This window comes from Pseudomonas sp. E141, assembly GCF_052659885.1.
Genome location: NZ_CP084024.1, coordinates 3,343,713 through 3,365,027, shown reverse-complemented (window position 1 = coordinate 3,365,027; position 21,315 = coordinate 3,343,713). Strand labels below are relative to the sequence as shown.

At 55.6% G+C, this 21,315-nt stretch carries 20 protein-coding genes and 1 pseudogene; 7 read left to right on the top strand and 14 right to left on the bottom strand.

Annotated features, from left to right (window positions below; all coding sequences use genetic code 11):
* The first annotated feature begins 1,239 nt into the window (after nucleotides 1-1,239).
* From GKKCFE_RS14955 to GKKCFE_RS14945, 3 genes are all read left to right on the top strand, one after another.
* The gene (locus GKKCFE_RS14955) at nucleotides 1,240-2,412 is read left to right on the top strand and encodes a zinc-dependent alcohol dehydrogenase (RefSeq protein ID WP_445576746.1); all 1,173 of its coding nucleotides are present in this window, start codon (nucleotides 1,240-1,242) and stop codon (nucleotides 2,410-2,412) included.
* A gap of 3 nt (nucleotides 2,413-2,415) precedes the next feature.
* Complete coding sequence (locus GKKCFE_RS14950; protein ID WP_445576745.1) at nucleotides 2,416-2,847, top strand: DNA methylase; 432 nt, start codon at nucleotides 2,416-2,418, stop codon at nucleotides 2,845-2,847.
* 102 nt (nucleotides 2,848-2,949) lie between these two features.
* Nucleotides 2,950-3,183, top strand: a complete 234-nt coding sequence (locus tag GKKCFE_RS14945) for a hypothetical protein (RefSeq protein WP_445576744.1) — start codon at nucleotides 2,950-2,952, stop codon at nucleotides 3,181-3,183.
* A 9-nt stretch (nucleotides 3,184-3,192) separates the two neighbouring features.
* Here the strand turns inward: GKKCFE_RS14945 and GKKCFE_RS14940 are convergent, their stop codons facing one another.
* The 8 genes and pseudogenes from GKKCFE_RS14940 to GKKCFE_RS14905 form a co-directional block, all read right to left on the bottom strand.
* Nucleotides 3,193-3,744 (bottom strand): ATP-dependent Clp protease proteolytic subunit, encoded by a 552-nt coding sequence (locus GKKCFE_RS14940; protein ID WP_445576743.1) that lies wholly within the window; start codon nucleotides 3,742-3,744, stop codon nucleotides 3,193-3,195.
* Between the two features lie 93 nt (nucleotides 3,745-3,837).
* Complete coding sequence (locus tag GKKCFE_RS14935) at nucleotides 3,838-4,101, bottom strand: hypothetical protein (protein WP_155742058.1); 264 nt, start codon at nucleotides 4,099-4,101, stop codon at nucleotides 3,838-3,840.
* 470 nt (nucleotides 4,102-4,571) lie between these two features.
* Nucleotides 4,572-4,796, bottom strand: a complete 225-nt coding sequence (locus GKKCFE_RS14930) for a hypothetical protein (protein WP_058545198.1) — start codon at nucleotides 4,794-4,796, stop codon at nucleotides 4,572-4,574.
* A gap of 228 nt (nucleotides 4,797-5,024) precedes the next feature.
* A complete protein-coding gene (locus GKKCFE_RS14925; protein ID WP_058545199.1) occupies nucleotides 5,025-6,326 on the bottom strand; it encodes an erythromycin esterase family protein in 1,302 nt (433 codons plus the stop codon).
* 32 nt (nucleotides 6,327-6,358) lie between these two features.
* Nucleotides 6,359-7,702: an SDR family oxidoreductase gene (locus GKKCFE_RS14920; RefSeq protein WP_445578048.1), complete on the bottom strand. Its 1,344-nt coding sequence runs from the start codon at nucleotides 7,700-7,702 to the stop codon at nucleotides 6,359-6,361.
* 97 nt (nucleotides 7,703-7,799) lie between these two features.
* Nucleotides 7,800-8,060 carry a metallothionein gene (locus tag GKKCFE_RS14915; RefSeq protein WP_445576742.1) on the bottom strand — a complete coding sequence of 87 codons (261 nt, stop codon included), beginning with the start codon at nucleotides 8,058-8,060 and terminating at the stop codon, nucleotides 7,800-7,802.
* A gap of 149 nt (nucleotides 8,061-8,209) precedes the next feature.
* Nucleotides 8,210-8,563, bottom strand: coding sequence for a general stress protein (locus GKKCFE_RS14910; RefSeq protein ID WP_445576741.1), 354 nt, complete (start codon nucleotides 8,561-8,563; stop codon nucleotides 8,210-8,212).
* Between the two features lie 260 nt (nucleotides 8,564-8,823).
* A pseudogene (locus GKKCFE_RS14905) lies at nucleotides 8,824-8,991 on the bottom strand (general stress protein); the annotation flags it as partial.
* 356 nt (nucleotides 8,992-9,347) lie between these two features.
* On the opposite strand from GKKCFE_RS14905, the gene GKKCFE_RS14900 reads away from it, so the two are divergent.
* Complete coding sequence (locus GKKCFE_RS14900; RefSeq protein ID WP_155742059.1) at nucleotides 9,348-9,518, top strand: general stress protein; 171 nt, start codon at nucleotides 9,348-9,350, stop codon at nucleotides 9,516-9,518.
* 523 nt (nucleotides 9,519-10,041) lie between these two features.
* Here the strand turns inward: GKKCFE_RS14900 and GKKCFE_RS14895 are convergent.
* Nucleotides 10,042-10,296 carry a hypothetical protein gene (locus GKKCFE_RS14895; protein ID WP_445576740.1) on the bottom strand — a complete coding sequence of 85 codons (255 nt, stop codon included), beginning with the start codon at nucleotides 10,294-10,296 and terminating at the stop codon, nucleotides 10,042-10,044.
* Nucleotides 10,297-10,453: 157 nt separating this feature from the next.
* On the opposite strand from GKKCFE_RS14895, the gene GKKCFE_RS14890 reads away from it, so the two are divergent.
* From GKKCFE_RS14890 to GKKCFE_RS14880, 3 genes are all read left to right on the top strand, one after another.
* Nucleotides 10,454-10,642: a hypothetical protein gene (locus GKKCFE_RS14890; RefSeq protein ID WP_445576739.1), complete on the top strand. Its 189-nt coding sequence runs from the start codon at nucleotides 10,454-10,456 to the stop codon at nucleotides 10,640-10,642.
* Nucleotides 10,643-10,862: 220 nt separating this feature from the next.
* Complete coding sequence (locus GKKCFE_RS14885) at nucleotides 10,863-11,747, top strand: manganese catalase family protein (protein ID WP_445576738.1); 885 nt, start codon at nucleotides 10,863-10,865, stop codon at nucleotides 11,745-11,747.
* Between the two features lie 78 nt (nucleotides 11,748-11,825).
* Nucleotides 11,826-12,335, top strand: coding sequence for a ferritin-like domain-containing protein (locus GKKCFE_RS14880; RefSeq protein ID WP_445576737.1), 510 nt, complete (start codon nucleotides 11,826-11,828; stop codon nucleotides 12,333-12,335).
* A gap of 693 nt (nucleotides 12,336-13,028) precedes the next feature.
* Here the strand turns inward: GKKCFE_RS14880 and GKKCFE_RS14875 are convergent.
* The 5 genes from GKKCFE_RS14875 to GKKCFE_RS14855 all read right to left on the bottom strand — a co-directional run bounded on the left by GKKCFE_RS14875 (nucleotide 13,029) and on the right by GKKCFE_RS14855 (nucleotide 21,278).
* Entirely contained in the window at nucleotides 13,029-13,244 is a 216-nt protein-coding gene (locus GKKCFE_RS14875) for a hypothetical protein (RefSeq protein WP_445576736.1), read from the bottom strand.
* Nucleotides 13,244-13,543 carry a hypothetical protein gene (locus tag GKKCFE_RS14870; protein ID WP_445576735.1) on the bottom strand — a complete coding sequence of 100 codons (300 nt, stop codon included), beginning with the start codon at nucleotides 13,541-13,543 and terminating at the stop codon, nucleotides 13,244-13,246. The genes GKKCFE_RS14875 and GKKCFE_RS14870 overlap by 1 nt, the downstream gene beginning before the upstream one ends.
* Nucleotides 13,544-15,563: 2,020 nt before the next feature.
* The gene (locus tag GKKCFE_RS14865) at nucleotides 15,564-19,706 is read right to left on the bottom strand and encodes a CheR family methyltransferase (RefSeq protein WP_445576734.1); all 4,143 of its coding nucleotides are present in this window, start codon (nucleotides 19,704-19,706) and stop codon (nucleotides 15,564-15,566) included.
* Nucleotides 19,707-20,172: 466 nt separating this feature from the next.
* Complete coding sequence (locus GKKCFE_RS14860) at nucleotides 20,173-20,475, bottom strand: hypothetical protein (protein WP_445576733.1); 303 nt, start codon at nucleotides 20,473-20,475, stop codon at nucleotides 20,173-20,175.
* 38 nt (nucleotides 20,476-20,513) lie between these two features.
* Nucleotides 20,514-21,278 carry an OBAP family protein gene (locus GKKCFE_RS14855; protein WP_445576732.1) on the bottom strand — a complete coding sequence of 255 codons (765 nt, stop codon included), beginning with the start codon at nucleotides 21,276-21,278 and terminating at the stop codon, nucleotides 20,514-20,516.
* Nucleotides 21,279-21,315: the final 37 nt, after the last annotated feature.

The following is a 21,315-nucleotide window of genomic DNA, read 5'->3' as shown; positions in this document are numbered from 1 at the left end:
TTGGATCGACGGCCCTTAGCTGAGGGTCGCTCCAGATAAAATTCCTGATAGCTGCTTTCATAGATGCGTCGTGGGCTCCACTCGTCGCAATGCTTGAACACACACGCTTAACGACGCCTCTATTATTCTAACTTTGTGGAGATTGTTGTCGTGTACGAAGATAGGAAAGTGCATGCAATCACAACTTGGCACCGCCTTCTTGAGCATCCAGCGAGCGGAATGAGCGCTCCCGAGCAGTACGATGAATTGCTGCGCCTTGCTGAGGAGTACTTCGAAGAGGGGTTTATAACTCGGGAAGATCGCAAAGGGATGATAGAAAAAGCCACAGCGAACTACAGGCAAGCGGTAGAGGACCTTGGACAACGTACATAGCGTCATACGCTGACCCAAGATCCTGACCTTTTCACGGGCAAAAATTTTGCAAATGGACGCTTACGGAACTAGGCCTAGTCACATACCTTCAGGTCAAGTTCGACGACTGGCGAGACATAACCATCTCCTCCAAAATCTCGCGCACTAGCCGGTTAGTCCCGGATTCACCGTGGTATTGGGTTCGGTCGATGTTAGCAATCAGGAATTGTTGCTCGTCCGGACCGGTCACTTCGACCGATAAGCTACTATCAGCGTTTATCGAGCAAACGATAGAGCACTGAGGTAGGCGGCTCGAAAGTACTGCTTCGAGTTCACTTTTACTCATCGTATCCATGGCCCATTGCTCCTTCTCCTCGCTGAAAGGGGATAAGACTAGAACAATCTTGTGCGGTGCCAATGATGGCGAATTAATGCTAGGGGACAGGCCGGGTGGATACAAGAAGGTCGGTGCTACATTGGCACTTCTTCTTAGAAGTCGTTTGCGCTTGTTGGGTACGAATCCAGCCCGTTGGAGATGAGAGTCAAAGGGCGAGATGCCGTGGCTGGCATTATAAGCGCTCACCGTGTCGCCGGGCACCGCGCAGGAATCTGATATTGCAGCACGCTTAGGGAGAATCGCCTCCGGCCGGAGACAAGGTTCGTATCTGACGTTGTTCGTCGGGGCCTTCGTACCGAATAGATAAGGGGCAAGGTACCAAGAAAGATCGAAAGCATTTCACGAGTGGTTAGATGGTCGCTGAGCGCATAGTCCCCAGACTTCGGTTGAGTTTGACCATTTGTCCGGCGTGACAGTCTTCGATGAAACCTTGGGCCGCACTCACTTTTCAACTCTGTTAGAGCCCTTGACTCAATGCGCAGAGGTGAACCATGAAAGCAGTCGTATTTCACGGCGTTGGCGATATCCGCTTGGACGAAGTGCCGGACCCGATCTTGCAGGCACCGACCGATGCAATCGTGCGGGTGACCGCGTCGGCAATTTGTGGAACAGACCTGCACTTCATCCGTGGCAGTGCGCCAGACATGCTGCCTGGGACGATTTTAGGCCATGAGGCCGTAGGCATTGTCGAAGCGCTTGGCGAGGACGTGCGCAATTTGCAGATTGGGGACCGCGTGCTGATACCATCGACCATCGCCTGCGGCAATTGCTCATACTGCCGTGCCGGTTATTTCGCTCAGTGCGACGTTGCCAATCCCAACGGTAAAACCGCTGGCACTTCTTTTTTTGGTGGGCCGAAATCCACCGGCCCCTTCGATGGTTTGCAGGCTGAGAAAGCGCGCATCCCTTTTGCTCACATCGGCCTGATCAAACTGCCGCAGGAAATCACCGACGACCAGGCCATCGCCATGTCGGATATTTTCCCAACCGCGTGGTTCGGCGCCGAAATGGCGCAGATCAAAGATGGCGACACGGTGGCGGTATTCGGTTGCGGCCCGGTCGGGCTGTTCGCAATTTACAGCGCTCGATTGATGGGTGCCGGCAGAGTCTTTGCCATCGATAGCCTCGAAGACCGGCTCGCCCGGGCGCGAGAGCTGGGCGCCGAATGTATAAACTTCGAGAAGGAAGATCCGGTCGAAACGATCGCCCGGTTGACGTCAGACATTGGCACCGACTGCGCAATCGATGCCGTCGGTATCGATGCCGACCATGCGCATCACGGTGGGCAGGAGCGCGCGCAATGGCAACCCGGTGATGAGCCTTCGCAAGCTTTGCGATGGGCGGTCGAGTGCGTCGCCAAGGCCGGCACGATTTCCATTATCGGCGTTTATCCGGCCGGCTTTGACAGCTTCCCGATTGGCGCCGCGATGAACAAGAACATTCGTCTCAACATGGGCAACTGTCACCATCGCAAATACATACCCAAGCTGATCGAAATGACGCTCGCCGGGCGAGTCGATCCCTCGCGAGTCCTGACTCAGCAAGAACCGCTGATCGATGCCATTTCAGCGTTCAAGGCGTTCGACAAACATCAGGCTGGCTGGATCAAGGTTAAGCTTGAACCGGGCGCCAGCGGCTCGGCCACTGCGCGCTCGGGAAATTGAACAATGGCCAGAACCATCACCGCGCGAGACCTGCGAATCGAGCTCGGCCTCGGCGATGACGCTGCGTTGTTCAAATGGTTGCTCGCCAGTTACCTGATGGGCAAACGCATCCAGGCCGACATTGCTGCAAATGCCTATCGGGTAATCGTCGATAAACACGGGTGCGATACGCCAGTCAAACTTGCACAATGCAGCCATCGTGAACTGGTCGCCATGCTTGGCGAGGCGCATTACGTGCGTTATGACGAATCGACCGCCGAACGCCTTTATGCTCTGGCGCGCAAGCTGAATGGCGAATACGCGGGAAAGGTCGGCAACATCGCGCGGGCAAGCAATGATCGTACTGAGTTCGAAACGCGCCTTGAGACGTTTGATGGAATTGGGCCAAAGACTGTGGAAATCTTCATGCGCGAAGCCGCGGCCGTCCTTTTTTAACAGGCTGTGCGAGGGCCAATTGGCAGTGTCACCATCGGGATGATGAACACAAACTGGCCGTGCAAAGCGGTCGAGGCTTATTACAAGAACAGAGAGATCGCAATGAACTGTCTGATTTGCGTGGGCGCGGCGCGGCGTATTCAATGCTCCGGGCCATGGGAAGAGCGCGACTGCCCAGAATGCGGGCGCTATCGGATCTCAGATGAGTTGATATTGTCGATGATCAACGAAGGGGAGATTTTCGACATCAACAGAACCCGTCATTGGCTGGAAATCCAGCGCATGAGGGTGGCAATCCCGTCGATAGAAATGAGCGAGGCTCTGCTGGTGACATGAAAGACCCATTCATGAATGAATGATCGAGCTCACTGACTGCGCATCGATTCGCGGCGGTTCGACGGCCTGTATCAGCCCGCACTCAAGTGCTTGTTGGGGGTTGAGAATGCGCGAGGCGGCGGTCAGATATTTTTCCGTTTCCAGTGTTTCCCTAGCATCCACCGTGCGTTCGGCGACGATGCGCGAGTATAGAATGAGATCGTAATCCAGGCTCATGGCGTATTCCGACATGCGCGAATGATCGACCGAACCTTGTACGTGCCAGTGAAACGGATGGAAAAGGAACTTGCTGTGAATGCAGGCCGAGCGATGCTCGCCGGCTAGGAACACGATATTGCCCATCGATTCGACAGTACCTAGATTATGGGTGTGCACCGGAATAGGCAGGGACAGTAGAAAGTTGTACATGGTAAAACCGTAACTGCATTCACCACCCATGGTCGCGATATTGACGATCAATCTGCTGGCACCTTGTTGCACTGCAGTCGACGCTTTTTCGATTAGTTGAGCGCAGGTAGCCGACGTGATCGGGGCGGTGAAATTGATGACGTGGATAGGCATGGGTCACCTCGTAAATTGGATGGGGCCTCACTTAGGATGGAATGGAGTTGCGATTTGGTAAGGCTAGCTGAATGTAAGAGGGGCGCGAATTCGTCATCCGCCACGCTCACAGACCGGGCGAGTATGCGACGCTCCTGAACTGCGCTCCGTCTGAGCGACGCCTTGTCGGTGTTCGTAGCAACGGCTGGAGGTGGCGACGGACTCGTGGCGGCCCAGCTCGGGGGCACGAATGCTGTGCTCGACTGGGCGCTCGTTGAGTGCAGCACCTGGTAGGGACGTCGACTCGGTTTCGTGGGCCGGTTCTTCAGCTTTTTCCGGGTGCATCGCGCAGCACTGGTGTTCGACAATATTTTTCATGTTCGACCTCTGGCGCCTGGAGAAGGGCCGCGATGCCGCCCTCTAGGGATCTCAGATTTGCGTCCACCGCTAGGGCCTGACTGCCCGCCGTTGCGACCGGCTTCCAAACGTTCTCGCGGTCATTAGCGAAATCGCTGCCATGGCCGCGGCCCGCTAGACGAACCCTTATCAGGTCCCGTGATTTTATTACTGTTAGTCATGAGAACTCTCCACCACTTAATAAGGTTCACTGATGCCCTTAAACACAGCAGACACTTACTCGGATAATCTAAACACTTACATCGTTTTGATTGTTTGACAGTCGCCCGATAGGCGGTCTGGCACCGGTTTTCGTTGCGATGCGGCAGCGCTCAACTGAAGCGAAAACTACAAAGTGGCGACGGGGCGCTGTCGGCAGTCGCCCCGTCCGAGTCTTGACTGGCTGAGCCGCTCGGCTCTCGGTCGGCACCTCCATGCGCAGTTAGGACGGTTCACGGCTGCTGATAGTGTCCCGGAATGTTGTCTTCCTCCTCGGGTTTGGTGCGTTTTTGCACCTGGATATCGCTGAGCTCGGCATCGTTGAGTTCAGGAAATGTCGTCTTGACCAGGGTTGCCGCAAGCGCCGTTTCCAGCGTCTCCCGGTCATGCAGGAGCGTGCGGCTCTGCGGCTGATTGTTGACGATGAAACTGACGATGTAGCGGTGTTCAGTGGACATGGGAAACTCCTTATGTGAAACGGATGCTGCCATTGGGCAAACGGCTGGTGACCTGTGGCAGACGGCTTAATGCGTCATTGCCCATGAGTCCGAGCGCCACCGGATTTTCAGCTGAAACCGCGACAGGCGTGGTGATCACCAAACAGCTTGATGTCAACCAGCAGGTGCCTCCAAGACTGTAGGAAAGATCAGTTATGCGGTTCAGCGATGGGCTTCCCGTCAGCGTCGTCACAGGCCGAAGGGGAAGGTGTCTTCCTCGTGGCTGGTCGACGGCACCGTGCTCAGCGCCGTGATGGCATGGGTATTGGCGAACCAAAGCCACGCGTCAAATTGTTCGCCCAGGGTAGCGGCGAAGTAATGACTTTGGCGCTCGGTCTGCGGTTGGTAAATGACGCCGATGGCGCGCTCCTGCAGGCGCTGGGACAGCGCCTCACGCAGCACGACGCGCTTGGCATCACGCCAGTCATAAAAGGTGCACGGGATACCTGCTTCGATAAAGGCGCGCTCCCAACTGCGTGGCAGCGCCGGGGTGACGTCTTTGATGCGCATTGGTTGATCCCAGCCGTCGGCCGCCGCGACCGTGCCGTGGTCGGTCCCCATGCCGATCAGTACCGCGTCTGAACCGAACGCCTCGCGGCATAACTGGCCCAGCGTCAATTGACCGCTGTCACCCATCTCGGTCGCGCGGGCATCGCCGACGTGAGAGTTGTGCGCCCAGACGATCACTTTCGCGTTGCGCTCCTGTCGCGAGCGCAGCGCTTGCAGCGTTTCGAACATGTGCTGGTCGCGCAGGTTCCAGGATTCGCGATTGCCGCGATACATCGCTCGGTAATACTGCTCGGCGGCATGCACCACCCGCGCATTCTGGGTAGCATTGAACAATGCTTCACCGTCATTTTCTATGAGGCCCAGGCGTCGGTTGAGCATGGCCTGCAGTTGCTCAAGCACAGCACTTTCACAGGTGGTCATGCCGCCGACTTCGGTGAAATGTCCGTACAGCGCCGGCTCATCGTGCCAGGGCATCAGGCAGGCATACCGTTCCCGCGCTTCTCGGGCCATCGCCGGATCGGTGTCTTGTAAATAGCCGAGCACCTCGCGGATCGAATTACGCAGGCTGTACACGTCGAGGCCGCGAAACTCCACACGCTGATTGGCTGCCCGGGTTTGGTTGAAGTCCAACAGCCAGCGCGCGAACGCCTGTACGTCGGTGTTGCGCCACATCCAAGTCGGAAACCGGGAGAACGCAGCCTCATGCCAATGACCTTTGTCGCGCCCGCGGACGCAACGGTCGATCTGGTCGGCGTCCGGCCAGTCCGCCTCGACCGCAACCACGGTAAAACCGTGATGGGCGATCAGTTGCCGCGTGATCGCCGCACGCGCCTGATAGAACTCGTGAGTTCCATGGCTGGCCTCGCCGATCAACACGACCTGCGCATCGCCATAGCGGTCAAACAGAGTGGCAAACCCGGTGCTGTCGAGGTCAGAAAACGCCTCGGCATGTTCCTTCAAAATCTCGATCAACCTGTCCATTGTCGTTTCTCCTGGCGAACTTCGGGCGCCGGTCAGTGGCTTCCCCGCGAGCGATTGACGGCTAGCAAGCAACCACCTACCAGCAACGCAGCGCCGGCCACTAGCAATGCGGAGGATTTCGGCCCAGGTTTGCGCCAGCCACCTTCAACCAGGCGCTCGCCATCGGGTGGCGCGAACAGATTGCCGCTGGATGTTGGCGCCGTGGGGCTGCGCTTGAGTGCCAAACGCGTCAACCAGCCAGACAATTGCGGGAAACCAGGTATGAGAAAATGCGCCACACGTGCGACAGTAGCGGCACTCCCCACGCTCGTGGTCGGTTTGGGATTGATGGCGCACGCGACCATAGCCTTGGCAACACGGCGCGGATCATACGTGGGGGCCGGTGGCTTAAGCGCGTGCCCGGTGAAATTGGCGCCGTCGCGAAACCCGGGGGTGTCGATGACGGCCGGGTAAATATCGCAGACATGAATATTCGGCGACCCTGCGAGTTCGCCGCGCAGTGCTTCGGTCAAACCGCGTAAACCATATTTGCTCGCCGAATAAGCTGCGGCATAGGGCTGTGCCACCCAACTGCCGAGGGACAGTGTATTAATCAAAATACCACTGCGTTGCGCCTTAAAGTATGGCCATACGACATAGGCGCCGCGCAGGTAACCGAGCAAATCCGTTTGCAGCACTTGCTCATGGATCTCGAGCGGTGTGTCTTCAAAACTGCCTACTGCGCCGACGCCGGCATTATTGATCCAGACGTCGAGGCGTCCGTTACCGAAGCTGGCGGCCTGCTCGGCCAGCGCTTGCATCTGCTCACTGTCGGTGACATCGGTGCGCACCGCCACGGCAGCCGCACCGCGATCAGTGCATTCGTCGACGACCTCGGCCAGCGCAACGTCATCGCGCGCAGCCAGCACTAGCCGCGCACCCTCACTGGCGAACGCTTGTGCTGTCGCCCGACCGATGCCGCTGGAGGCACCGGTAATCACAACGAGTTTGCCGGCTATCGATGACCGCGTCTGACGCTGCGCGAATGAAGAGGCGGATGAGGAGGACGTTGAGTTCGCCTCGCTGGCCATTGACTTGGGCGTGGCGTTATCAGGCAAGAAGGGCACCTCGGTCAGTTCGAGGCGCAAGCCGTCGTCGAGGATCAATTTCAGGTTTTCAATTTTGCCGACACGTCGATTGGGGTAAGTCGGTTCGCCAGACGGGTCGAGCTGGTCGTAAATGAAATCTTGCTCCTCGAGCCAGCCCACAGCAGTCTGCAATTCGGGGCCCAGGTAATATTTACCATCCAGAAAAAAGCCAAGGAACTGCGGGGCTCGCTCGACGCTTTCAATGACGTAGCGCTCACCCGGTTTCATGCCGGTTGCTGGGTTGATCATGGTGAAGTCCTCCGCGGTTGGTTCTGGGTAGAAAACAGCGCGCATACCGGGTTTCCATCTGAAGAAGGACGACAGCATGCCCCTGTCGAAGCGGCGCTCAGGGTGATATCGGATCGCTGGCGGGGAACGTCTCTTCGACCGCTTCGTCCAGTTTCGAATCACTGACGCTGCGGTCTCCCAGCGTAATGCTGCGTTCGCAGTGACAATCGGAGGAAGGGCAGGGTGTTCCGTTCGGGTGAAGGTCTGCGCAAGCGTCGCTGCAATACTGTTTGCCGTCGCGCTCGACCGCCTTGTCGGCGGCTAAACTGCAGGTGCAATCCGGGCATGCGCAAGGGAAGTTCGGTTTGGCGTTCGTCATGATGGGTGTCTCCGGGAAAGACGTCCTCCATTCGGAAGCGTCGTTTCTAAGGGGGATCAGATCGCGTTAAACAAACGTCAGGCTAAAAAGAGTTTGTCGCCGCGGGTGCACAAACGGCAGGGGAGCAAGGCTCCCCTGCCTCTGGCGCATCAGCTGTTGCTATCACGCCCACCACCGTGGCTGCTTTCGCCACCCTTGCGACCAGCCTCAGAGGCCTTTTCCCGATCATTGGCAAAGTTACCGCCACTGTTCTGGCCACCTTTGCTACCGGCGTCAGCGGCTCTTTGCGGATCGTTTTTGAAGTTGCCACCGCTGTTCTGGCCGCCCTTGCTTCCGGCCGCTGCTGCACGTTCGGGATCGTTTTTAAAGTTGCCACTACTGTTTTGGCCACCTTTGCTGCCAATGTCCTGATAGAACTCTTTGTCATGGGAGGCCGATGTGGCTTCACCACCTTTTTTACCCGCCTCGTTTACAGACATGCCGCCTTGTTTGTCTTGTGCCATTTCAATTTACCTCGTGTTTACACAGGCGATCACGCAGGCAAACATATTCGTATATTGAATATGCTCAAGCCTCGCAATAGCTATGAATCATCTAGTATCGATTTGCTTCTTCACCTACTGCTCACTTGTCAGCCAAGTAACACTCGCCGTTTTGCAACTGCGAGACGCTTTCATGGATCGTCGGTGTAAGCCTTCAATGATCGCATCCCGCCTATTGCCTCTGGCGAATACTTAGAGCCGCAGGGCTGCCTTAGTGATCGTTAGGATTTACGCCCGCCACCATGGCTGTTCTGGCCTCCTTTGCGTCCTGCTTCCGAGGCTTTTTCACGGTCGTTGGCAAAGTTTCCGCCCGATGCCTGCCCACCTTTTCGTCCGGCCTCGGATGCTTTCTCGCGATCGTTGGAAAAATTACCCGGGTTTTTACTACCTGTAGTCATGATAGGTCTCCAATTCATTTTAAGTTTCGTTAGTTGCCCATTTTCACAACGGACACCTACTCCGATATCGCGCAGTTGGAAAATGCTTGGAGAATTTTTTGCGTACCCGATGAACGGCATCGATCCCCCAAAAAGTTATACAGGTGGCCGAATTGAGCACCGCTTCGTATAAGTTTATGATGGCGAATTGGATTGCCATAGCCGCGCGAATCGCTTCGCTTAGTTGCCCTTTTGTCGCCCTGGGAAGTGTGTATAGAACTTTAACTGCTAGTGTTTATTCAGGAGTGGTCTGCAGCTTATTGGGCATCTCTATTAAGATAAACCTCACAATAGTGGAGAGTAGAACTATGACCGGGAAACATCGAAGCGAGCATTCCTTTGCCGACGATCCACAGAAAATCAAGGGTGCGGGTAAGAAGGGCAGTAATGCCGTCGACGTCAAACTCGATCGAGCGGAAAAGGCGCGGGTGGGAGGACAGCACAGTCATGGCGGAACCCGCACCGGCAAGGAGGGCTGAAGCGGGTTTGCGGCAGCGACATATACGCCACCAGAGACGAAGCCCGAATAGGTGCGCTGGTTTTGGTTCAGCGCTTGGTTATAGGCTGGCCGGTCGGCGCGGGGACCGCTGGTTATTATTTTCGGGCGCGCGCAAGCACCTTTGGCATGTGCAGCTTGTGATCCGTTTCGCCGGCGCTGCTCGGTGTGCGCCAGTCATTGTTATTGAGCGTATGCAACGAGGACGCAGAACCACGCCGCCAAGGTCAGCTCATCTTGATGCGCGGGCAGACGTCGGGCGTGCGCAACTCCAGTCGGATAACGCACCACAGCCGGACGCCCCGCCAGCATCGGCAGCGTGGCTGTTCGCGACGATGCGCATAAACAAAGCGATGTGTTCATCCTTACGAGTCGGCCAACGAACAGCGGCGGCATGCCCATGGATGGTTCGTCGCACGCCGCCTGGCTATGACCCATGGATCCACAGTTCGCGCCACCCCACATAGGATGGGTCATAACTGGACCCGCAAGGCAGGCTGACGGAGTCAGTGTCGGTGATAATCGTGGCCGGCTACGGCGTTCAGGTAGGCCTGATCGGCCTTGATGCGCAAGTCGCGCCATTCGTTCCAAGTGATGATCCCCCGGCGATCCATCTCATCGCACTGGCGCAGCAGCTCTTCGTGATAACGGTCGGGGCATTCCATGCGTAGCGCCTGATTTTGGAAGGTTTGGTGCCAGACATCGAGCGCGCGCAGTCTGGTTTCTTCTGCAACGGACAGCAGGTTCTTGAAAGCATTCATGGCATCTGGCTTCCACGTATGTTTTCACTGGGAGCCGTGTATGCCGAAAGTGGTTCAAACGAAGTGACGAGATGAAATGCACGCCGTTCGCTCTATGCGTCGCACCCGGGAATTCAGCACCATTCCAAAAGTTCGATCTGCGCTAATTGGGCCAGCCATGAATAAGCCATCCTGCCCGGACGAATTGCTCGAAAACGATCTGGGGCCGAATGATGGCAGTTCCATGTCCCGCACTGCCGGCCGTGACGAAGCCTCGAACGCGACGACCGATTTGCAGCATCCGCTGGAAAGCGGCGAATCGGTCGACCGATATCGACGCCATAGATCAGAGACATTTGAACCGTGATCCGGATCTGAAGCCGTAATATCGAGTCGGCGAAGCGGGCCTTTGCAAGTCAGCCTCCACGCCAATATTTGCTAGCCGTTTCGCTTGTTTAACGATTTTAACCATTTGTCCTAAAAGTCGATTTTTTTTGAATTTTCTGCACCACCAATCTTTCCCAAAAGAGTAGGCAGTGTTTAACCCGTGAACGCCGCCGCGCTTATCAAGACTGAGGAGATTGGTGATGTTTCTACATAACAAGCGACTTCAATATACCGTGCGTGTTGCCCAACCTAACCCTGGTCTAGCCAACCTTTTACTGGAGCAGTTCGGCGGTGCGCAAGGCGAGCTGGCGGCGGCGTCGCGCTACTTCACTCAGGCTCTTTCCGAGGACGATCCAGGTCGCAAAGACTTGTTGATGGACATCGCCACCGAAGAACTCAGCCACCTGGAAATCGTCGGTTCGATCATCGTCATGCTCAATAAAGGCGCAAAGGGACAGATGGCCGAAGGCGTCGAGCAGGAAGGTGAGCTTTACCGCTCGCTGAATGGCGCGGGCAATGATTCGCACATCACCAGCCTGTTGTATGGCGCCGGCTCGCCGCTGACCAATTCGGCAGGTGTACCCTGGACAGCGGCATACATCGACACCATCGGTGAGCCCACGGCCGACATGCGCTCGAACATCGCTGCAGAAGCGCGGGCGAAGATCGTTTACGAACGTCTCATGAATGTGACAGATGATCCGGGCGTAAAAGAAGCGTTGGGCTTTCTGATGACCCGTGAAATCGCCCACCAATTGTCCTTCGAAAAAGCCCTGCACGCGATCCAGCCAAACTTTCCACAAGGCAAGCTGCCCGGCATGCCTGAATTCACCAACGTCTATTTCAACATGTCGCAGGGCACGGAAAGCATGCGCGGGCCTTGGAACCAGGGCGACGACTGGGAGTTCGTTGAAAGCCCATCGCCGGCCGTCGACGGTGGCGATGGTCTGGCCACGGTGCAACTGGACAACGCCGACGAAGCCCTGCTGGAAAACATGAAAATGCGCACAATGTCAGACCCCAACAGCGAGCCAGTCACCGGTGCCGACCTTGGCTCCGGTGCGCAAGCCAAGCTTGGTCTGTGACGAAGCTCAGCCGCACGCGCCGACCCGTAGTCGGCGCGCCTTGCCCATCACTGGAAATCATCAAGAGAGGATTCGACAATGGCTACTCCACAGGAAAATCTGCTCGACTGGCTGCGTGACGCCCACGCCATGGAGCAACAGGCCGAGCAGATGCTCAAGGCGCAATCCAAGCGCCTGGAACATTATCCGCAGCTCAAGGCGCGCATCGATCAGCACATTGAAGAGACATTGGGCCAGCAGAAGCTTATCGATGAGTGTGTGCAACGTCTGGGCGGCGATTCGTCGACCCTCAAGGATCTGGGCGGCAAGCTTATGGCCTTCGGTCAAGCCGTCGGCGGGACATTGATGAGTGACGAGGTGATAAAAGGGGCGATGGCAGGTTATGTGTTCGAGAACATGGAAATCGCCAGCTACACCGTGCTGATCGCGGCGGCAGAAGCGGCCGGTGACACGCAGACCCGACAGGCCTGTGAAAAGATCCTGCCGCAAGAAGTCGCCATGGCCGACTGGCTGCTCAAGCACTTGCCGCAGCTCACCGAAGCGTTTCTTGCACGCTCGGCAGACCCGGACAAAGAAGCTAAGAAATAACCATCAATGCGCGTCCGTTCCAAGCGATCGGACGCTACTTTTTCTCAAACGCTGGTCTTACCAAGCTGTTTGCGATCAGTGGCCACCGGTTGCAAACGGCTGAACTGGTCAAGACGATAGCGTTTTAAATCTCGCGCAAGCGCCCACTGACCGTGACAAAGCGCTGCTGCTTCGCTGTGAACGTCCTTGATCGAAGGACTTGCGCCGACGCAACAATCGGCCGGCCTGTGAGACTTCATGACTTGTGGAAGGTGCCCCGGATTGCTCCGCATTCGATGCCTTCGTTCACCAAGTGTTGCTCATTCAGGCGGAGGGCAGGGTCGATTCGGTGAACACGTAACCGGGGCACGGCACGCAGTGGGACAACTCGACGGTCGTCACCTGAACATTACTGTCGTGCCAGTCGTGGAGGGTTTCAACAGGAAGCAAACGGACTTCGAACGTCAGACGGGATCGAGGTCAAAGTAAGACTCACCGTCAACTACTCCTGCAAGGCTGACGGTGGAATGATGTCCAGCGCCCGGTTCCGCCCGGACAAAAAAGTGCGACCGTGCGAGTAGTGACTTTGAACGTGGCGAATCGACCTCCAATAATTCGGTGCGACCTGCGCATCCGGTAGTAAAGCTTAGAAAAACAAACGGGAAGGACTGCGCGCTTGGGCCGGGCGCTTACCAGACCACAAAACGATTAGGTCTATGCAACTTCGGGAGGCTTGGTAGGGCGCTGCAAGCTACTGATGCGCTGCGCGTGCTCGGATAGATTTGACTCACTCTGAAGCGCCTCTTCAAGGGCCTCTAGATGCCTCTCCAAGATTTTTATTGAGCCGCTTATGTTCGCAGGATCGAAAGGAATTTTTCCGCTGGCGACAAGAACCATCGCCAGTTCCCAAGCTCGCTGTGAATTAGTCATCACGCCATCTCCTTATCAACTGTTGTGCTATTCGATACCCCGGTTGCGGAACGCGAGGAAGGTGGGGGAAAGTGTTCATTGAGGGCGCTGAGATGCTCAATGGCGTCACGAAACAGCGACTCGGCCTTGTGACGTATGTGCAGGTACTCTTCGAACATTTCGCAGTCAAAGTCGGGATGCTCCAAGAGATCGAACGCGCGTCGGCTGTATGCGTTCGCCTCATCAAAAAGTCTTTCATTCTGCTCAAGCGCCAAGCGACGGCAAGCCATCAATTTTTCAGCTGTGTTATTGAATTGCATCACGGCCTTCCTTATTGAGTAGCTCCTTTGGATTAACAAGGGCAGCAGGGGAGCTGTACCTGATACCAGCAACGGGAACGAGTCCGATAAAGGTGGGACTCTTACTCTCGGCACGGGTATCAAACTTGTTATCTTTGAAATATCGATAATTTTCGAAGCGCGAGGGCTGCAAATTATCTCTTTCTTAGATGGGCGCTCGGACATGAAGTGGTGAGTCGTTTCAGCTTTCAAAAAAACTACTGGTTGGCTTTTTGCCATTTGTCAGTCTGGCAATATGTAGGTGTCGACGGCCCACCCGGTGTAGCCAAAGGCCCGTTATCGCCGGAACATAGCCAAGGCGGAAGGACAATGGATATGCTGAGCTAAAGTATAGTGACGTGCACAATCGTACTCAGCCAGTGCATGAGGATGCGGTTTTGCAAAGCAAGGTTCAGACTCTTCCCTTGGATGGTATGGCCTTGGACGGTCTGCTCGCCAAATGGTCGCGGAGCCCCATAGTATTCCCTGGCGCCAGGGGCACGTGTGTGTCGAGTAAACAATTATTCCACGACGGCATTGCGAGGGCCTGGCAACCCGCCGTGAAATAAAGTGCGGGAGGGACTCAAGGTCCGGGCGTCGACTGGCTTTTGCGCGGAGCGCCCAGCGCGCGGTGTCCGCGGTCAGTTAATCGACGCTCTCGACCCAGCGCAGTAGAGGGCTGATGTTCTCGGACTTGGTGAGGCATACAGCTATTCCGTCCAAAGCGCGGCCCATCGTGATGCTGTGAATGATCGCCTCGATGACTGGCCAGGGATGTGCGGTGCTGAACGGCTGTTCGAATGGTGTCGGAGTTAGCGCCTGCTTCAGCGTAACAACGGCCGGCGGGGCCACGAAACACGCAGTAGACGTCCGCCGTGATCTGGAGTAAGCCGCTCAACCCACTCTGCGCCAGTTGTGAAACAACAGTGCCGCGCGCCGGCCATGAGAGAATGCGTGCGCTCAGCCTTGCTCGTCTCGCCGCGTCGGCGGATGCTTTGACCGATGTGGGTCGCTATGAGCAGATGATCAATCAGGACCCGCTCCCCCAACGGATGCGTCTGTGATAGAAAAACGAACGCCGTTTGAGGGGCCACTGCATTTTAAAAATAGGACAGAAGGTCTCTATGAAAATTGTGGGGGGGTGTTGCAGATGCAGCTGCCGATGGTGAAGCGGACTATTCGGCGTTCGGCCCCGGAGACGGTCCCGCATCGAAGTCAGCCTCGAAACCAGTGTCATCTTCTGCTCCTGCAGCATCTCCCTTTGCCGCTGAACATATCCATCACCTGAATTAGTAGGGAATTCAAAAATCTATGTGTGCATTCAAGCACAGCTAGGGTTGAATACAGGCATCGGTATTTTTTCGGCGCTCCTGAAGTGTGTATAACTTCTGAGCATTGCGTTGAAGTGCAGCTGTGATGACTTCGTCTGAGTATTTATTCTCGCACTTATGACAGCGTACTTCAGAGGCTGACGAAACCAGGTGTACAAATTTATCCATAGACGGCTCGTAAGGCTGTCTGTATTCCTCGCAACTGCGGTTCGCTTGGATAAGGGGCATATTGGTCTCCTCCTTGAGTGGATCGAGTATTCACAATCAGATATAAGATCTTTTTTTTCAACAAAAAAATACAAAATTTCAAACAAGCAATTATTTGATATTCTAACGCCACTATCGCCTGTCGTTTTTTTGGTTGGGGTCGTTGCATAACAAGCGAAGCGTTCGATGGTGGCGGTTGTGCCGAGCGATCATGTCGACAGAGCTTTGAGCCGGCTGCAACGTTCAGGGATGCAGGCTCGGACCGACCGCCCGACGTTGTAAACTGGGCCTACGTCGCTGGCGCGAATAGTCGTCAACGAATGCGAGGTTTGAGACATGATCGATTCGTTGGTCGATCAAGGGCTCAGCGTCAAGCATAGGGCGCTCGCTGTGACGCAAATTGCTTTGATGGGTGGACGCCTGCTCAACTGATTTTCGGAGTCTTTAATTTTAGTATCGATGTGTTATTCCCCCGAGCAGCACAGCCGCTCAATCAGTTCAATCAGGACATCATGAGAGACGGGCTTGCTTACATGGTGATTGAAACCTGATTCGGCCGTTTCATTACGGTCAGTTTCGGCCCCATAACCCGTCAGCGCAATGGCCGGGGTTTGTCCTAAATGCTTCATCTCACGAATTTTTTTAATCAGTTGGTGGCCATTCATTACTGGCATGCCTATGTCCGAGATGATCAGGTTATAGACATTAGTCTGTGCGGCATTGAGCGCTTCTTGTGGATCGCCGAAGGCGTTCACCTCGGCGCCCTCCATCTCCAGCAGCATGTGCAACACTTCAAGCACATCTCTGGAGTCATCCACCAGTAATACCTTCAGTCCGCTCAGGCGCTCATCTGCGGCTGTCGTCGAGTTGTCGGCCTCATTTTGTTTTTGGGATTCACAAAGCGGCAGCAACACCGAAAACGTACATCCGTAACCCAAGCCCTTGGAGCGGACACTGACCGAACCATCGTGCGCCTCCACCAACTGGCGGACTAGGGACAATCCGATACCCAATCCTTCACGCTGATGGGGCTGGTGGTGGTTTTCCGCCTGCCCGAACAGATCGAAAATTTTCTCCATGTTTTCTTCGGTCAGACCCGCGCCGCTGTCAATCACGTCAAATTGGGCATACCCGTCTACACGGCTGACAACCAGCTGCACACACCCTCCGGCAGGAGTGAACTTCAAGGCGTTGTTAACAAGGTTCCAGATCACCTGTTCCAAGCGCGTGGGGTCCGCATCCACCATGACCGGCACGTGCTTTGAAATATCCAGCGTCACCTGACAATGGTGACCGGCTGAAAGCACAACGTTGTAAATCTCCTGCAGTGCGCTGGTCAGGTCAACTGGCTGTTTTTTCAGCTTGAGCTTGCCGGTACGCATACGCGCCACATCGAGCAAGTCGTCAATGATACGCGCCTGGCTGGACACCGCGTCGCAGATAGTATTCACGGCCTTGATCGCTGGGACTGTAGCCTTGGTTGCAGGCAAGCGACGCAGCAATTCGGCGTTCAGTTGGATCAGGTTCAACGGGTGTTTGAGTTCGTGCGACATCACCGCGAAAAATTCATCCTTGAGATGGCTGTTGGTTTGGGTTTCCATCAGACGCTGGTTCTGCTCATCCTGGGTGCGTTTGTGGCCAGTGAGGTCGCGGGCAATCTTGACGTAGCCTTGCAAACTGTTGCTCTTGAGTTGGGTGACTTCACCACTGCAGTAAAACTGGCTTCCATCCTTGCGTACGTGCCAGCGTTCATCCTCGCCACGTCCATGCTCGCGGGCTGCGCGCAACTCGTTCTCAGGGACCCCACCGGCGCGGTCTTCGGGAGAGAAAATCAAATCGTAGTAAGCGCCGAGCACTTCTTGCTTGGTATAGCCAAATATCAGTTCGGCCCCGGTGTTCCAGTCGGTGATTAGACCATCCTCATCCAGAATAATGATCGCAAAGTCATGGGTGCTCTCGGCGACCAGACGCATGCGCTCTTCACCCAGGCGCAACTCCTCTTCAGCGTGGCGCCGCTTGGTGATGTCGATGAATGTCAGCACTGTGCCATCGATGTGGTCTTCGCTCGAGCGATAGGGCAGCAAGCGCGCGATGTACCAGCGGCCATCCTTACTGCTGATTTCACGTTCGATCATGCTGAGCGATTCAAATACCGACGTGGCGTCTTCGGCCATTTCCGAGTAGTTGAGGCGGTGTGTGATATCCATCAGCGAGCGTCCGGTATCAACCGGCAACATGCTGAAGATGTCCGTTGCGCGCGGGGTAAACCAGCGAATGCGCATGTTGCGATCGACGAACACGGTGGCAATGTCGGTGGAGGCTATTAGGTTGGTCAGGTAGTCATTGACTTGGTCGGTCTCTTCAACCTTGGTTTTGAGTTCGAAATTGACTGTCAGCAGTTCTTCGTTGATCGACTGCAACTCTTCCTTGCTGGTCTCTAGCTCCTCGGTAGCGGAGCGCAGCTCTTCGTTGACCGCTTGCAGCTCCTCGTTGGAGGCTTTGAGTTCTTCGCTGGAGAGTTCCGATTGCTCGATAGTTTCCTGCAGGTGCTGCTTGGTGCGGTGCAGTTCGCGCTCCAGATGGCTCATTATTTGGACTTCGGCGTGGCTGGTGTTTTCGTCATCAAGCGGTTGCCGGTCGATATGCCGCTCTTTGAAGATGACCAGTGCATAGTCGCTTTCGGTCGCTTCGTCGTGGTAAGGAAGGGCCGTGATATCAATTAGGTAATGGTTTTCTCCGCGCGCGATGCGCACTTTGCGCGACGTCACGGCAGCCCCCGACTGCTGGGCCTGAAACAGTGTAGTGCGGATATCGAGGCGCAAGTCAGGGTGCGCCAGGGCCAACAAGCTTCGCGTCATTTCCCCTGCCACATAACGCAGAAAGCTGCCCGCGCCCTCGCTTATGTGCAAGATGTCACCATGGACATCGACAATCACGCTGGGCGGCGCGGCTTTTTCCAAGGCACGAAGATGAATATCCGCGAACGAAATCTTGTTTGATGTCTTGGTTTCAGCCACAACGGTTAGGGCGTTAGATCGCACGTAGCCGCTACGGGGCATGGAGGGCGCTCGGCGCATGGCGCTCGAACCGGCCCGTACACGAAAAATGCGGTTGCGCTTGTCCACCGGCACAAATAAATCCTGGCAGCCGTCCGCTGATTCCGATGACCCCAGAAACAAATAGCCGCCAGGTCGCAGCGCGAAATGGAACATTTGAAGGATATCGCGCTGCACCTCGCGATCCAGGTAGATCAATAGGTTCCGGCACACGATCAGGTCGATTTGCGAGAAGGGCGGGTCGGCCAACAAACTGTGTTTAGCGAACAGAACTTTTTCGCGGAGCTCCTTGCGCACCCGATAGTGCTGATTTTTTTCCTTGGCAAAGTACTGGCGCAAGCGAGACGGTGGCACGTCTGTGATGATCGCCTCGGGATATACACCATTGCGACCATGGGAAATCGCGCGTTCATCGATGTCGGTGGCAAACACCTGCATCTTTGCGCTGCTGGCATCCTGTGCCAATTGATCCGTCACCAGCATCGCAAGGCTGTAGGCCTCTTCCCCAGTGGAGCAGCCAGCCGACCATACGCGTACCTCTTCGCGATGTGGAACGGCGTCTTCCAGTGACTTTATCAAGTTTGGAATAACGTCACGCTCAAGCGCTTCGAAGGCCTCGCGGTCACGGAAAAAGTTAGTCACCCCGATCAGCATATCGCCGAGCAAGGCCTTGGTTTCTTCCGGGTGGCCTTGAAGGTAATTGTAGTAGGCGGTGAGATCCTGCTGGGCGTTGACTTGCAGGCGTCGCTCAATGCGGCGTAATACGGTGGCGCGTTTGTAATGCTTGAAGTCGTGCCCAGTAGTGGCACGCAGTTGGGTCAGAATATCAAGCAGTACTTGTTCCGCCGCGGCCGCATCGCGTTCGGTGGCGGGGGAAAGGGTATTGATCTCGGGGTCATTGGCCGTGGGCAGGATAATCGACTGAGCGTTGCGCCACAGATCTAAAAGCTTCTGTGGCATCTCCACCACCGGCAGCACCAGATCGACCATTTGGGTTTCGATCGCAGCGAGCGGCATGCCATCGAACTCGGCATCTTCCGGCGTTTGTGCCAGGGTGATGCCGCCTTGCTCCTTGATGCGCGACAGCCCCACAGCACCATCAGTGCCGGTACCAGACAAGATCAGGCAGAACGCGCGATCTTTGTGGGTATCCGCCAGGTCTCGGAAAAAGAGATCAATGGCGATATGCGAGCCGCCTTGGCGTACCGAGGGTGAGACGGACAGATAGCCATCATTCATCGTCAAGTGCTGGGCGGGTGAGATTACATAGACCCGATTCTTTTCGATGGACGTAGTGGCATTGACTTGGAGCACCGGCATGCGAGTCGACTGCTGGATGATCTTATCCGCCACGCTCTCGTGATCGGGCGACAGGTGCAGTATCACCACAAAAGCCATGCCGCTGTCTTGAGGCATGTGTTCGAAAAACGACCTCACCGCCTGCAGCCCACCCGCTGATGCACCAATGCCGACCACCGGAAAAGCGAGGTGGCTGGGGATCAGATCTTTGCGTTGCGGTACATTGGGGGACCGCTGAGGTGCAAACTTCATAAATACTAACCTTGGATAACATCGCAAGACGAATAAAGCACGATTTCCAGCGAAGAAGAGGGCAAAAAGAATGACGGAATATAGCTGAAAAGGCGCCCGCGATAGAACGCTTCGACCCGACGTGGCAAATCCAGCGACTCTGTACCCTTCGGTTGAGGCATGAAACCTCGCTTAGGTTTGTTCGAACTGACGAGTGGTTCAGCATTTTGGCGGCTATCGTATTTTCTGCCCGTTGGTCTGACTCCCTTACAGTCCACCCTGCAAGACTCAAGCGTAGAAGGTACATTCATGGACGGCTATCCAAAACCACCTTTTCAGTCTTGGCGGCATCACGGCTGGTAAATGTCGCATATGGGTATCTGCTAACCCATGCAATTACCCGTGTAATGCCGAGCTAAGGGCCATATTTGCGCGCTGATTAAGCGACGGCATGGGGCTGCGCCACTCACTGGCCAATGACAGAGTATTAATCAACCCCGCTTTTTTGCGTCTTCAAATAGGCCCAGGCCACATTGACATCAGAAAGATAACCCGACAGATCCGTTTGCAACATTTGCCCATGGGCTTCCAAGAGGATGTCGTCGAAATTGGCTGCGACATTGACAACAGCATTATTGACCCAGGATAAATCCACCAATACTCGACGTTCGATCCGGATCTTGAAACCGCGTATCGTTCGCCGTGCCGCATTCTGGTTGCTGAGTCGATCAGCATGACATCTTTCCATCCCGTGTCTTGCGATAAAGAGCTCCGCAAAATGGTCGTTCAATCCAAATAATCGAGGCACTGTCAGTGTCAGTGTCAGTGTCAGTGTCGGTGCGGTGTTTGGGTTGGATCGACGATCTGAATGATGTTGCCCTGCTGCCATGCATCTGCGCCCGGTGCAATTGCCGGAGCAACTATGTCAGCGCGCGCTTTCTTTTTCTTGGCGCTGTCGATTTCCAGCCGTTGATCCCGTTGCATGATCATGTTTGGGTCCGCCTGACCTTCTGCGGTGAACCCCATCATGAGCTGAGGTACTCCCAGCGGTAAGTGTTTATTGAGATCGGTATGCCAGGTGTGCCAGGTCTTGCCATAGGTATGCACCAGTTTTTTCATCAGTGCATGTTCGGCCACTTCAGGGATGCCTGGGGCGATCAGTTGCCCTGATTTCACCTCATGCACATGGCTGTGCCATAGGGCTTTCTCAGCCGGGGGCAGGGTGTTGAACAGGTGCTCGCTGACGATGTATTCGACGCCCATGAGTTTGGCATCCTTGCGGGTGCCGTCGTAAATCACACACTGGATCACTTCTTCATTGAGAATCGCACAGTAGTGATGAGCTTCCATTTGCATTTCGAGGCGACCGTTATAGAAGTGGAATCCATCCAGGTACGCATTCAGGGCCTCCACCGGAGGGCGCGACTGGAGAAGGGCCGCGCCGGCATCCAACGTTTGAGTCGTGGGCGTTTTAGGCTTTCCGGGTGCCTCGACGTTTGAGAAGGAGGTGGTGCCCGCGCAGGCGCTGAGCAGAGTAAAGGAGGCTACCCAAAAGAGTGATTTGGCTGCCTTACCGGTTTCAATGTCTGTCATCGGAGATTCCACCTGTCGTTCCTTTAAGAATGAATGA